This is a genomic window from Metapseudomonas otitidis, assembly GCF_900111835.1.
In the GTDB taxonomy this organism is placed as follows: Bacteria; Pseudomonadota; Gammaproteobacteria; order Pseudomonadales; family Pseudomonadaceae; genus Metapseudomonas; species Metapseudomonas otitidis.
Genome location: NZ_FOJP01000002.1, coordinates 156455 through 169841, shown reverse-complemented (window position 1 = coordinate 169841; position 13387 = coordinate 156455). Strand labels below are relative to the sequence as shown.

Annotated in this window: 12 protein-coding genes; 2 read left to right on the top strand and 10 right to left on the bottom strand. The window is 69.0% G+C overall.

From position 1 onward, the window contains the following. Nucleotides 1-12: 12 nt before the first annotated feature. The 3 genes from BM198_RS03335 to BM198_RS03325 are packed head-to-tail and all read right to left on the bottom strand — an operon-like array spanning nt 13 to nt 2841. On the bottom strand, nt 13-987 hold the full coding sequence (locus tag BM198_RS03335) for a thiamine pyrophosphate-dependent dehydrogenase E1 component subunit alpha (protein ID WP_074967763.1): 975 nt from the start codon (nt 985-987) through the stop codon (nt 13-15). Next, nucleotides 968-2032 carry an ATP-NAD kinase family protein gene (locus BM198_RS03330; RefSeq protein ID WP_074967761.1) on the bottom strand — a complete coding sequence of 355 codons (1065 nt, stop codon included), beginning with the start codon at nt 2030-2032 and terminating at the stop codon, nt 968-970. The genes BM198_RS03335 and BM198_RS03330 overlap by 20 nt, the downstream gene beginning before the upstream one ends. Before the next feature lie 8 nt (nt 2033-2040). Continuing rightward, nucleotides 2041-2841 (bottom strand): SDR family NAD(P)-dependent oxidoreductase, encoded by an 801-nt coding sequence (locus tag BM198_RS03325; RefSeq protein ID WP_074967759.1) that lies wholly within the window; start codon nt 2839-2841, stop codon nt 2041-2043. Nucleotides 2842-3149: 308 nt separating this feature from the next. Between BM198_RS03325 and BM198_RS03320 the strand changes: the two genes are divergently transcribed. Beyond that, nucleotides 3150-5051: a sigma-54-dependent Fis family transcriptional regulator gene (locus BM198_RS03320; RefSeq protein ID WP_074967757.1), complete on the top strand. Its 1902-nt coding sequence runs from the start codon at nt 3150-3152 to the stop codon at nt 5049-5051. Here BM198_RS03320 and BM198_RS30615 read toward each other — a convergent pair. The 6 genes from BM198_RS30615 to kynB form a co-directional block, all read right to left on the bottom strand. Next, on the bottom strand, nt 5044-6342 hold the full coding sequence (locus BM198_RS30615; protein WP_083422315.1) for a methyl-accepting chemotaxis protein: 1299 nt from the start codon (nt 6340-6342) through the stop codon (nt 5044-5046). The two genes, BM198_RS03320 and BM198_RS30615, sit on opposite strands and share 8 nt — an antisense overlap. Nucleotides 6343-6659: 317 nt before the next feature. After that, a complete protein-coding gene (locus BM198_RS03310; protein ID WP_074967755.1) occupies nt 6660-7103 on the bottom strand; it encodes a hypothetical protein in 444 nt (147 codons plus the stop codon). Nucleotides 7104-7326: 223 nt separating this feature from the next. After that, entirely contained in the window at nt 7327-8745 is a 1419-nt protein-coding gene (locus BM198_RS03305; RefSeq protein WP_074967753.1) for an amino acid permease, read from the bottom strand. Nucleotides 8746-8777: 32 nt separating this feature from the next. Further along, a complete protein-coding gene (locus BM198_RS03300; protein ID WP_083422314.1) occupies nt 8778-10088 on the bottom strand; it encodes an OprD family porin in 1311 nt (436 codons plus the stop codon). 69 nt (nt 10089-10157) lie between these two features. Then, complete coding sequence (gene kynU / locus BM198_RS03295; protein ID WP_074967751.1) at nt 10158-11408, bottom strand: kynureninase; 1251 nt, start codon at nt 11406-11408, stop codon at nt 10158-10160. 9 nt (nt 11409-11417) lie between these two features. After that, entirely contained in the window at nt 11418-12059 is a 642-nt protein-coding gene (gene kynB / locus BM198_RS03290) for an arylformamidase (protein WP_074968042.1), read from the bottom strand. 130 nt (nt 12060-12189) lie between these two features. Here kynB and BM198_RS03285 point away from each other — a divergent pair, with 130 nt between their 5' ends. Then, complete coding sequence (locus BM198_RS03285) at nt 12190-12660, top strand: Lrp/AsnC family transcriptional regulator (RefSeq protein WP_074967749.1); 471 nt, start codon at nt 12190-12192, stop codon at nt 12658-12660. Nucleotides 12661-12675: 15 nt separating this feature from the next. Here BM198_RS03285 and BM198_RS03280 read toward each other — a convergent pair whose 3' ends face one another. Beyond that, entirely contained in the window at nt 12676-13359 is a 684-nt protein-coding gene (locus BM198_RS03280; RefSeq protein ID WP_394328321.1) for an alpha/beta family hydrolase, read from the bottom strand. Nucleotides 13360-13387 lie beyond the last annotated feature (28 nt).

The window sequence follows — 13387 nt, the reverse complement described above, 5'->3', positions numbered from 1 at the left end:
CTCGCCGGCTAGTTACGGGTAGGCGACGTAGACGTCGCTGAGCAGGTCGGCGGGGGATGGCTTGGGGTCGGCCTTGGCGCGCACCACGGCCTCTTCGATGCAGGCCTCGACCTCGGCGTCGACGGCGTCCAGCGCGCTGGCCTGGAGCAGCCCGGCACGGGTGGTGCGCTCGCGGAACTGCATGAGGCAGTCGCGGGTTTCGCGGTAGTGCCTGACCTCGTCGGGGGCGCGGTAGGTCTGGGCGTCGCCTTCGAAGTGGCCGTAGTAGCGGGTCAGCTTCACTTCGATCAGCGAGGGCCCCTCCCCGGCCCGGGCCCGCTCGATGGCGGCGCCGGCGGCTTCGTGCACGGCGAAGAAATCGAAGCCGTCGACGGTGACGCCGGGCATGCCAAAGCCGGCGGCGCGGTCGGCGATGTGGTCGCAGGCGACGGACCAGTTGGAGGCGGTGGCCTCGGCGTAGCCGTTGTTCTCGGCGACGAAGATGCACGGCAGGTTCCACACCGAGGCGAGGTTCATGGCCTCGAACACGGCGCCCTCGTTGGAGCCCCCGTCGCCGAAGAAGGCCACGGCCACCGCGCGGTTGCCCTTGAGCTTGGCGGCCAGGGCGGCACCGGCAGCCAGCGGCGCGCCGGCACCGACGATGCCGTTGGCGCCGAGCATGCCCTTGGACAGGTCGGCGATGTGCATGGAGCCGCCCTTGCCGTGGCAGACGCCGGTCTTCTTGCCGTAGATCTCGGCCATCATCCCGTACACGTCCACGCCCTTGGCGATGCAGTGGCCGTGGCCACGGTGGGTGGAGGCGATGCAGTCCTCGTCGTCGAGGTGCGCCATCACTCCGGCGGCGGAGGCTTCCTCGCCGGCGTACAGGTGGACGAAGCCGGGGATCTCGCCGGTGGCGAACTCCACGTGCAGGCGTTCCTCGAAGGCGCGGATGGTGCGCATCACGCGGTAGGCATGGAGCAATTGCTCAGTCGAAAGCGTGGACATCTTCTTGTTCTCCAGGGTGGTTCACGGGCTTGCCAGGGACGGCCAGCAGGCGATGGCAGGCGGCGAAGGCCAGGGCGGCCTCGACGTCAATGCTCAGCGGGCCGTCGAGTTCGAGGGTGATGCTGGGGCGGTCGGCGGCGGCGAACTCGATCTCGCGTTCGCCGTCCAGGGCCAGGGTGCCGGCGGCCAGGCGCGGCAGCCGGGGGATGCCGGGTTCCAGGCTGCCGCTGGCGACGATGCCGCAGGCCTGCAGCAGGCCGGGGGCGAGCGGCGCCAGCAGGGTGTGTTCGGCACCGGGGGCGAGGCGCACCCAGCTGCCACGGGGGTAGCGCCGCGACACCGGGTTCCACAGCCCGCAGAGGGACGAGAGGCCGATGGCGTGGGGCTCGGCGAAGGCGGCGTAGACCTCGGCCAGGTCCTCCGCGCGGCTGATGGCGCGGGCCCCGGTGAAGGTGAGCGGCGAGACGGCCACCTCCACCAGGGCGATTTCGTCGATGCCACGCACGGCGATGCGCACCCGCAGGCGCTTGTTGCGGCGCAGCGCCACCTCCGCCGGGATGCGGCCGCTGGCGTAGAGCCCGCCGGCCAGGCCCGCGCCGGTGGCTTCGCGCAGCTCGGGGAAGGCGTTGTTGGTGCCGGTGGAGAGGCACAACAGCGGAATGTCACCCACCTCCCCCGCCACGGCCTTGTGGGTGCCGTCGCCGCCGAGCACCGCCACCAGGGCGACGCCGCGCCGGACCATTAGGCGCGCGGCCTGGCGGGTGTCTTCCACGCTCTGGCGCAGCGGCAGGTCGAGGAACTCCAGGCGCGGCCAGCGGCTGTCGTGGGCGTGGCGGCTGGCGCTGGCCTTGAGCACGGCGGCGGCGATGCCGGTCATGTCCGGCGGCATCAGCACCTCGTCCACACCGGTGGCGCCGAACGCGCCGAGCAGGCGCTGCACCACGGCGGCCTTGTCGGTGCTGGAGTACAGCCCGGCGTTGGCGGTGAGGCGGCGCACGTCACGGCCGGAGGCGGGGTTGGCGATGATGCCGACGCGCAGGGGCATGGCGGCACTCACAGGGAGAAGCCGCCGTCGACGGCGATCGCCTGGCCGGTGACGTGGGGCGCGCAGGCGAGGTAGACGGCGAGCTGGCCCATGTCCTCCACGGTCTGTGCTTCGCCCTGTGGCAGCAGGCTGGCCTGGTGGCGCTCCCAGGATTGCGCCTCGCTCTCCCCCGGCTGCGCCCAGCGCCCGGAGAGCCCGGCCTCGCCGCGCCACATGCCGGTGCCGACGATGCCGGGGCACAGGGCGTTGACGGTGATGCCCTCGCGCGCAACCTCCTTGGCCAGGGCGTTGCTGAAGCCGATGACGGCGAACTTGGAGGCGCTGTAGTGGGCCAGGTCCGGGAAGCCGACCCGCCCGGCGATGGAGGCGACGTTGATGATCCGCCCCCAGCGCTGGGCCTGCATGAGGGCCAGTTCGGCCTGGCAGCAGAGGAACACGCCGCGGGCGTTGATGGTCATGACCCGGTCCCAGTCCTCGACGCTGAGTTCACGGACCTTGTGGATGCTGATGACGCCGGCGTTGTTCACCGCCACGTCGAGCCGGCCGTGCTGGCGGGCGATGGCGTCCACCAGGGCCTGGACGCTCTGCGGCTCGGCGACGTCCACCGCGTGGGCCGTGGCGCGGGCGCCGAGGGCGCGGACCTGGGCGGCGCCCTCCTCGGCCAGGGCCGGGTCGAGGTCGGCGATCACCAGTTCGGCACCGGCCTGTGCCAGGCTGCAGGCAATGCCGAGGCCGATGCCACGGCCGCCGCCGGTGACCAGGGCGATCCGGCCGGAAAGGGAAAATGGCGCAGGGGCAACAAGGGTCATGACGCACCTCTGAATTGTTGTTGTGGGTGCGGGACGGCGTCCCGGTGTCGCCAGGACAGGAGCAAGGGCGGTGCCAGGACGGCGCAGGCGGGGCGCAAAGGTGCAGGTCAGAGCGGCCGCGAGGGATTTGTCGACGCGCCGTGTGCAGCGCGATCTGAGACGCGCCATGTCAGCCTGCACGGGGCGCCGGCGAGACGCTGAGACGCGGCGTCTCATCCGCCGGGCGGCGCGCCGCCGTGCTTGTCCGCCCTCCGGGCCGGCGCTTAAATGACCGGCACAAGAACAACGACACGAGCCGTGGAGGCCCCATGCTGCCTGCCAACTCGAAAGCCCATGTGGACTGCGTCAGCCGTGTGCTGCGCCACGCCAAACGCCTGCCCGAACCACCGGTGCCGGACCTGATCCTGGACTCCTGGCGCCGCTCCATGGACCAGCACCGCCTGGACCCGGGCTCGTTGCAAGGGCCGCGCATCCTCAGCGAGACGCTGCTGAAGGAATGCCGCGAACGCGCGGAAAGCTTCCTGCGCATCGCCGGCGAGGAGGTCTCGCGCCTGCACGGGCGGGTGCGCGATGCCGACTACTGCGTGCTGCTCACCGATGCCCAGGGCCGCACCATCGACTACCGCGTGGAAGCCACCATCCGTGGCGAGTGCCGCCGGGCGGGGCTGTACCTGGGCACCTGCTGGTCGGAGGGCGAGGAAGGCACCTGCGGGGTGGCGGCGGTGCTGACCAACCGGGTGCCGGTGACGGTGCACAAGCGCGACCACTTCCGCGCCGCCTTCATCGGCCTGACCTGTTCGGCGGCGCCGGTGTTCGACCCCCAGGGCCAGTTGCTGGGGGTGCTGGACGTGTCCGCCGTGGAATCGCCGGACGACCGCCGAAGCCAGCACCTGATCCGCCAGATGGCGGTGCAGAGCGCCCGCGATATCGAGAACGCCTTCTTCATGCACAGCACCCGTGGCCACTGGGTGCTGCGCGCCCATTCAGCCCCCGGCTACGTGGACAGCCAGCCGGACTACCTGTTCGCCTGGGACGCCGACGGCCGCCTGCAGGCGCTGAACCCGGCGGCGCGGCACTACCTGCTGGAGCGCCACGGGCGCCTGCCGCAGCACATCGGCGAGGTGTTCGACCTGGACCTGCTGCGGGCCGCCGCCGACGAGCACCCGCGCCATGTGCCCGAGCAAGGGCTGCACATCCGCCTCAGCGTGCCGCGCCGGGCGGTGAGCGTGGCGCTGCCGAGCCGCGATGCCACGCAGCTGGACCCACGCATCGCGGAGAGCCTGCGCCTGGCGGTGCGGGTGAAGGACCGCCACCTGCCGGTGCTGATCCACGGCGAGACCGGCGCCGGCAAGGAGGTGTTCGCCCGCCAGCTGCACGACGCCAGCGCACGCCGGGGCAAGCCCTTCGTGGCGCTGAACTGTGCGGCCATCCCGGAGAACCTGATCGAGAGCGAACTGTTCGGCTACGTGGCCGGCGCCTTCACCGGGGCGGAGCGCAAGGGCATGCGTGGGCTGTTGCAGCAGGCCGATGGCGGCACGCTGTTCCTCGACGAGATCGGAGACATGCCCCTGGCCCTGCAGACCCGCCTGCTGCGGGTGCTGGCCGAGGGCGAGGTGGCGCCGCTGGGGGCGGCACGCCGGCAGGCGGTGGACATCCAGGTGATCTGCGCCAGCCACCGGGACCTGGCGGCGCTGGTGGCGGCGGGCGAGTTCCGCGAGGACCTGTTCTTCCGCCTCAACGGGGCGCGCTTCGAGCTGCCGCCCCTGCGCGAACGCACGGACAAGCTGGCACTGATCAACCGCCTGCTGGACGAGGAAGCGGCCCGCTGCGGGCTGCGCCTGGGGCTGTGCGAGGCGGCGCTGGAATGCCTGCTGGGCTATCGCTGGCCGGGCAATGTGCGCCAGCTGCGCCATGTGCTGCGCTATGCCTGCGCCATCTGCCCCGGCGACACCTTGCGCCTGCAGGACCTGCCGGAAGAGCTGCGCGGCGCAGCGCCGGAACTCCGGGACGAGACGCCCGCCAGCCCGGAACGCCAGGCCCTGCTGGACGCCCTGGTGCGCCACCGCTGGCAACCGCTGCCCGCCGCGCGGGCCCTGGGCATCTCCCGGGCGACCCTGTACCGGCGGGTGAAGCAGCACGGCATCGAGATGCCGCGCATGAAGAGCGAGCCGGCGAGCCCGCTGGAGAGCGTTTCCGACGGGGTTACTTGAAGAGCGCCGAGACCACCTTGGCGACGTGTTCGGCGCCCCGGCTGATCTCGCCCATGATGGAGGCGACGGTGGAGATCTGCGCGTTGTTGTCCTTGGCGCTGGCTTCGATCCTCTTCATGTAGTCGTCGATCTGCTGGGTCATCTTCACGTTCTCGGTGACCACGCTCTTGATCTCGATGGTGGCGCCGCTGGTGCGCCCGGCCAGTTGCCGCACTTCGTCGGCCACCACGGCGAAGCCGCGCCCCATGTCCCCTGCCCGCGCCGCTTCGATGGCGGCATTGAGGGCCAGCAGGTTGGTCTGCTCGGCGACGCCCTGGATGGTGGTGACGATGTTCTCGATGTCCTTGGCCTGCAGGCTCAGCTTGGAAATGAGGTCCACGGCGGTGTTCACCATGGTCAGGGTGGTGGCGGAGATGGCCACCGACTGGTCGAGCGAATCCATGCCCCGGTTGGAGATCTGCGCGGTCTCCTCGGCAGTGGCGAAGGACAGTTCGGCAGCCCGCCGGACCTCTTCGTTGCGGCGCACCTGTTCGGTGACGTCGATGGCGAACTTGACCACCTTGAACACGGTGCCGGACTCGTCCTTCACCGGGTTGTAGCTGGCCTCGATGTGCACGGTGCTGCCGGAGGCGGTCTTGCGCTCGAAGTGGCCACGGTAGAAGTTGCCGGCCTTGAGGTTGGCCCAGAAGTCGGGGTTCTCCTTGTAGAACGCGTCGAGGCAGAGCATGCGGTGGTGGCGACCCTTGAGGCTGCCGAGGCCGTAGCCCATCAGGCGCAGGAAATTGTCGTTGGCGTCGATTATCTCGCCATCGGGGGTGAACTCGATCATGGCCATGGAGCGGCGGAGCGCGTCGCTCAGCGCGCCGAGCACCAGCAGGTCGGAGTGCTTCTGGGTGACGTCGCTGGCGATCTTCAGCACCTCCACCACGCGGCCGGAGGCGTCCTTGACCGGGAAGTAGGTCGCCTCCAGCCAGATCACCGCACCGTTCTTGGCAATGCGCTTGAACACGCCGCGCTGGGAGATGCCGTTGGCGAGAGACGTCCAGAAACGTTCGTAGGCGCTGGAGTTGCGGAAGCTGTCCTCGCAGAAGATGCGGTGGTGCTTGCCGACGAGTTCCTGCTCGGTGTAGCCGACCACCTGGAGGAACAGGGGGTTGGCGGTGATGATGTCGCCCCGGGGGGTGAAGGAGATGGACGCGACGTTGTCCTCGATGGCGCGCAGCCGCTGGAGGTTTTCTTCGTCCTGGGGGGTCTTGATGTCAGGGCTGACTCGGCTCTTTCTGAACAGCATGATGAGCTCCTCGCGGTATGGGGTCGAAACGTTTTGCCCTTACTGCCCGCAGTGGTCGTCCGGTAGCCGGAGCGACCTTCCTCAGAGTAGCCAAGCCAAACGGAATGAGAGGCTGATGCAACAACGAGCCCATCGGCTTGGGGGTTGCCTTCAGTTCCGCTTCATCTTCCTGTGATCCGGACTCAATGGTTATCGGCACTTCCCGATTTTCTGTAGGGAAATCCTTAGCGACCCAAATGCCGCTGCGCTTGATGAATACACAAGGCAGAAGGTCGAGGGCCGCAAAGCCCCCATCTGAAGCCTCCCGCACGTTCGGGTCAGGCGAATGACAGGCCCCGATCTGGACGAGGCGCCAGCAGCAAGGCCATGCAGAACCAGACGAACGGCGCTGCAGCGCCCATGAGCATGGGCGCGGCGTAACCGCTCAGCGAGAAGGCACAGAGGCTGGCCGCCAGCAGGGCAAGCCCGCCGACTGGGCCGGCCCGCGCGTACCGGCCCAGTCGGCGGGCCAGGAAGTGGGCGATGAGCCGCCCGATGATCGAGGCAACGACGAGCACCTGCTCGACGCCCAGGATGGCGATACGGGCCATGAACGAGGGCCCCTCGGTCGCATCCCGCTCCACGGCCCAGAAGAACCAGGCGACTTGCGCCCCGTAGAGCACGGCCACCCCGGCCAGGGCCACCAGAAACGCTCGCCGCCCGGGGAGCAGCGCGGGCAGCGTGTCCACCAGCAGCATCCCGATCAATGCCATGCCCTGCATGTTGCCGACCTCCTTGTATGGGTCATCCTCGACGCCCGGCGAGGCGGCTTCCCTGCCTGCGGATGGGCGTGCCCAGGGCGCCATCTTCGACGGGGCGCGGGCCAGGTCAATCCCCGGGATGGGTTCCTGTCGATGGGTTCGCAGATGGGCGCGCGTGTGCTTCGACACCGCAACGAAAAAGACACGCCGAAGCGTGTCTTTTTCCAGGTGGATTGCGGCGGCGTCAGCTCTCCCCTACCGGCGCCTGTTCGGCCTCCACCAGCAGGCTGGCGCGCCGTGTGAGCAGGTGGAAGGCGCCCCAGAGCACGAGCAGGAAGGGGATGCCGAACACCAGGGTCATGTGGAAGGCCGGGACGAAGGCGGTGGTGATGAGGATGGCCACCATCAGCCCAAAGCCCAGCAGGGTCGCCCAGGGGAAGCCCCACATGCGGAAGGACAGCTGCAGGCCGCCGTTGCGCGCGTGGTAGCGGCGGAAGCGGTAGTGGGTGAGGAAGATCATCATCCAGGCGAACAGCGCGCCGAAGATGGAGATGGCCATCATCAGCATGAAGGACTCCTCGGGGAACACCAGGTTGACCAGGGTGGCCAGGGCGATGCCGGTGCAGGACAGGGCCAGGGCATTGAGCGGGACGCCGTTGCTGCCGAGGCGCCCCATCAGGCGCGGGGCGTGGCCGGCACGGGCGAGGCTGAACATCATCCGGGTGGTGGTGTAGAGCTGGCTGTTCATGGCCGACAGGGCGGCGACGAGGATGACGAAGTTGATCAGCCCGGTGGCGCCAGGGATGCCCACCTGCTCCATCACCATCACGAAGGGGCTCTGGGCGCCCTGCCCCGACTGGTTCCACGGCACCAGGGCGAGGATCAGCGCGAGGGTGAGGATGTAGAACACCAGCAGGCGCGCCATGGTGACGCGGAAGGCGCGCTTGACGGCCACCTCCGGCTGCTCGGCCTCGCCGGCGGCGACGGCGATCATCTCGATGCTGAGGTAGCTGAAGATGGAGATGATCACGGCGATCCACACGCCGGAGACGCCGTGGGGCATGAAGCCGCCGTGGGCGACGTAGTGGTGGAAGCCGTAGGCGGGGTCGCCGCCGCCGAACACCAGCCAGGCGCCGAGCAGGATGAAGGCGACGATGGCGCCGATCTTGATCGCCGAGAAGCCGTATTCGAAGTGGCCGAACGCCTTGACGCTGATGGCGTTGGTGACCACCAGGGCGGCGGAGAACAGCAGGATCCAGACCCAGCCGGCGACGGCGGGGAACCAGTACTTCATGTACACGGCAATGGCGGTCACTTCGGTGCCGACCGCCAGGACGATGGCGGCCCAGTAGGCGTAGCGCACCAGGAAGCCGGCCAGGGGGCTGATGTAGAACTCGGCGTAGGCGCCGAAGGAGCCGGAGGTGGGGTGGGCGACGGTCATTTCGGCCAGGCAGCCCATGAGCAGCAGGGCGATCAGGGCGCCGATGGCGTAGCTGACCAGCACGCCGGGGCCGGCGAAGCCGATGGCGAAGCTGCTGCCCATGAACAGGCCGGTGCCGATGGCACCGCCAATGGCGATCATGGCCATCTGGCCGGAGGTGAGCTGGCGCTTGAGCCCCTGCTCGCGCGCGGTGATGGCGGCGAATCCTGTCTTGTCGTTCATCGTGTGCCTCGGTGTTGTCGTTATGCGGGGCGTCAGAGCAGTTGCAGCGGGTAGTCGATGATCACCCGCAGTTCGTTGTTGTCGGCGGTATCGGCCCGGCCGACCTGGGCGGTGGAGCGAATGCTGGCCTGGCGCAGGCGGATGGAGAGGTCCTTGGCGCTGCCGCCCTGGACGACGTAGCCGAGTTCGATGTCCCGCTCCCAGCGCTTGCCGGCCTCGCCGTAGCGCTGGTAGGCGCTGGGGCTGCTGCGGTGGCTGTCGTCGATGTGGTCGCCCCGGATGTAGCGGCTCATGAAGCTGAGCCCGGGCACGCCGAAGGGGGCGAAGTCGAGGTCGTAGCGCACTTGCCAGGAGCGCTCGTTGGGGGCGTTGAAGTCGAGGACCTGCACGGAGTTGGCGAGGTAGATGGAGGTGCCGGGCTGGCGGTCGAAGCCGAGGTAGTCGAAGGGCTGGTCGCCGTTCACCCGCTGGTGCGCCAGGGTCAGGGCGTGGGCGCCGAAGCGGTAGCGGGCGGAGGCGGACCAGGCGGTGGTGTCGATCCGGCCGGCCAGGCTGCGGCCCTGGTCGAGGGTGCGGTAGAAGCTGGCGTCGAGCGTCAGGGACTGCTGGTCGGCCAGGTCGAGGCGCTGGCCGGCGCCGAGGTAGTACTGGCGCCAGATGTCCTCATAGCGCGAGGCGTAGGCGGACACGTGGGTCGCGTCGCTGGGGGTCCACTGGCCGCCGAGGTAGTCGGCGCGGCGGGTTTCAACCTGGGCGAACAGAGCCTTGAGGGCGCCGTCGCGGTTGGTGGAGTTGCCGTCGTTACCGGCGGTGAAATGCCCGGCCTCCAGCAGCAGGTTCTCCACCTCGCGGCTGCCGAGGGAGAAGCCGATGGGCATGGGGGCGAACAGCCGCGCGTTGCCGGTGCCGAACACGGGGTTCATGGGGGCCTGGCTGCCGTACTTCAGCTCGGTGCGGGAGACGCGCAGCTTGAGGGCGCCGCCGATTTCGGCCTGGCTGTCTTCGGGGCGGCCCCGGGAGTCGATCGGCAGCAGGTCGGTACCGGTGCGGGCGCGGTTGCTGTCGAGCTTGAGGCCGAGGTTGGCGTAGGCGTCCAGGCCGAAGCCGACGGTGCCCTGGGTGTAGCCGGACTGGTAGTCGAGGGTGAAGCCGTGGGCCCACTCCTCGCGGTAGTTCTGCCCGCCCGGGTTGTTGAGCAGGTTGCGGTGGAAGTAGAAGTTGCGCTGGTTGAGCTGCAGGCGGCTGCCTTCGAGGAAGCCTTCGGGGCTGTCGGCGGCCATCAGCGGGCTGGCGGCGATGCCGCTCAGGAGCAAGGCGGCGCGGGCCAATCGCGGGGTGTTCATCTCATCGACCTCTTGTTGTGGTTATGGGTGAGAGGTGGAGGCGCCCGGGTGGGCGCCGGGTGCTTGGGGTCAGGTCACCTGCTTGCGGGCCATGAAGCGCTCCTGGCGCCAGGCCTCGCTGTCGAGGATCTCGCCGAGGGTTTCGGCGGCGTCCCAGACGTCGACAAAGCGGGTGTAGAGGGGGGTGAAGCCGAAGCGCATGATGCGCGGCTCGCGGTAGTCGCCGACCACGCCCCGGTCGATCAGCGCCTGGATGATGGCGTAGCCCTCGGGGTGCTCGTAGCTGACGTGGCTGCCACGGCGTGCGTGCTCCAGGGGGGTGACCAGGGTGAGCGGGTGCTGGCCGCAGCGGGCCTGGACGCGCTCGATGAACAGGTCGGTGAGGGCCAGGGACTTCTCCCGCAGGGCCTCCATGCTGGTGCGGGCGTAGACCTCGAGGCCGCATTCGATCATGGCCAGGGAGGTGATCGGCTGGGTGCCGCAGAGGTAGCGGCCGATGCCGGGTGCCGGCTCGTAGGCGGGCTCCATGCCGAACTGGCGGGCGTGGCCCCACCAGCCGGACAGCGGTTGCCAGACCAGCTCGCGCAGGGCGGGGGCGACCCAGACGAAGGCGGGGGAGCCGGGGCCGCCGTTGAGGTACTTGTAGGTGCAGCCGATGGCGTAGTCGGCCTTGGCGGCGGTGAGGTCGATGGGCACGGCGCCGGCGGAGTGGCAGAGGTCCCAGATGGTCAGCGCGCCGCATTCGTGGGCCAGGGCGGTGAGGGCCTGCATGTCATGCAGGTAGCCGGTCTTGTAGTTGACCTGGGTGATGAGGGCGACGGCGGTGTCGGTGCCGATGGCGGCGGGCAGTTCCTCGGGGGTGTCCACCAGGCGCAGGCTGTAGCCCTGCTGGAGCAGGTCGGCGAGGCCTTCGACCATGTAGATGTCGGTGGGGAAGTTGCTGCTCTCGGTGACGATGACCTTGCGAGCGGGGTCGCGCTGGGCCTGCACGCGCAGGGCGGCGACCAGCACCTTGAAGAGGTTGATGGAGGTGGTGTCGGTGATCACCACTTCGTCCTGGCCGGCGCCGATGAGCCCGGCGAGCTGGTTGCCCAGGCGCTCGGGCAGGCCGCGCCAGCCGGCTTCGTTCCAGCTGCCGATCAGGCCGGTGCCCCATTCGTCCTCTACCACTTGCCGGGCCCGTTCGAGGGCGGCCTTGGGGCGCGCGCCGAGGGAGTTGCCGTCGAGGTAGATGACCCCATCGGGCAGGGCGAAGGCGTCGCGCAGGGGCGCGAGGGCATCGCGGGCGTCGAGGTCGAGGCAGGCTTGTCTTGTTGTCATGGTCGGCTCCTAGGTCGACAGGCGACGCAGCACGGCACGGACCGGGCTGGCATCGAGTTGGGTGAACTTGAGCGGCAGGGCGATGAGTTCGTAATCGCCCTGGGGTACCTCGTCGAGCACCAGGCCTTCGAGGATCGCCATGCCGTGGGCGGCAACGGCGTGGTGGGCGTCGAGGGTCTTGCTGTGCTGGGGGTCGAGGGACGGGGTGTCGGTCCCCACCAGGCAGACGCCATGGGCGGCGAGCAGCGCGATGGCGTCGGCGGCGATGGCGGTGAAGGTGTCGGGCCAGCGGTCCTGCGGGGCGACCTGGCAGGTGCGGATCAGCACCCGGGGCGGGACGCCGGCGAGGTGAGGCTGCAGGTGATGGGGTTCGACGAGGCCCTCGGCGTCCAGGCAATGAATCACGCGGCAGGGGCCGAGGTAGGGCGCGAGCGAGACGGCGCCGATGGCGGCGCCGGCCGGGTCGTAGTGCAGCGGGGCGTCGGCGTGGGCGCCGGTGTGGGACGAGAGGGTGATGCGCCCGACGTTGACCGGGCAGTGCGCGTCGATCTGCCAGGTGGCGTGCTGCTGGAAAGGGGTGTCGCCAGGCCAGGTGGGGGTCTGGCTGTTCAGGGGTGGGCTGATGTCCCACAGCAACGGCTCATTGCGCATGGTCTTCTCCTCGTTGGGCGAAAAAATCATGCTGCAAAGGCCTTCGAATTATCGTGCTATCTTTGCGACGCTTGCGTCATCCAGTCGCAGTAAATTCTATGAAACTCCATTTTCCTGAAATTTTATTCTCATGACCCTGGACAGCACCGATATCCGCATCCTCCATTGCCTGCAGCACGACGGCCGGATCAGCAACCAGGAGCTGGCGGAACGGGTCTCGCTGTCACCGTCGGCCTGCCTGCGGCGCCTGCGCAACCTGGAGGACAGCGGCATCGTGCGGGGGTATCGACCGGTGCTGGACGCGGAGCGCCTGGGGGTGGAGCTGGAGGCGCTGGTGCATGTGTCCATGCGCCAGGACGAGGCGGACTGGCACGAGCGCTTCGTGGAGCAGCTGCAGGGCTGGCCGGAGGTGGTCAGCGCCTACATCGTGACCGGGGCGAGCAACTACGTGCTGCGGGTGCAGGCGCGCAACCTGAAGCAGTTCTCCGACTTCATCGTCACGCGCCTGAACCGGGCCCACGGGGTGACCGACATCCGTTCGGAAATCATCCTGCAGACGGTGAAGGAAGGCGGTGGCGCATTGGACCTGCTGCGCCGCTGACCCGCCCTCCTCCGCTCACCCTTTGAGGAAGCGGGCGATCTGCTCGGCGGCAGTCTGGAGGTGCTCGGCATGGGTGTGGCCGGACGCCTTGAGGGGCTTCAGGTCATGGTCGGCGGCTTCCAGCCAGTGCAGCTGGATGGCGTCGGAGAGGCAGTAGCCGGCGACGGTTTCGCGGTCGCCGAGGGCATCCCGCTCGCCCTGGACGATGAGGGTGCGGGTGCGCAGATCCGCCAGGTGCGCCACCCGGGGCTTCTCGGGTTTGCCGGCGGCGTAGAAGGGATAACCGAGGCAGACCAGGGCGTCGGCCTTCAGCTCATCGGCCAGCAGACTGGCCATCCTCCCGCCCATGGACTTGCCACCGATGGCCAATTGCCCCGTGACCTGCTGTCGCACCTGGGCATGCACATCCCGCCAGCAATCGAGCAATACGGCCTGCGGATTGGGGGGACGGCGACGCCCGTCTTCGCGCCTCGCAGCCATGTAGGGAAACTCGAAGCGCACGGTCGCAATGCCGCTCTGCGCAAGCCTCCGCGCCATTTCATCCATGAACGGACTGTCCATCGGCGCGCCTGCGCCGTGGGCCAGTATCAGGGTGCTATCAGTCGGGCCTGACGGCCTCTCCCACAGGAACATTCGGACTTCTCCGCTAGCTGTTGGCTGTTGATCCAGATCAATGGGGCAAAACGGGTGTTTAACCATGCTTTCGCGGCAATTCCTAAAAAACCGT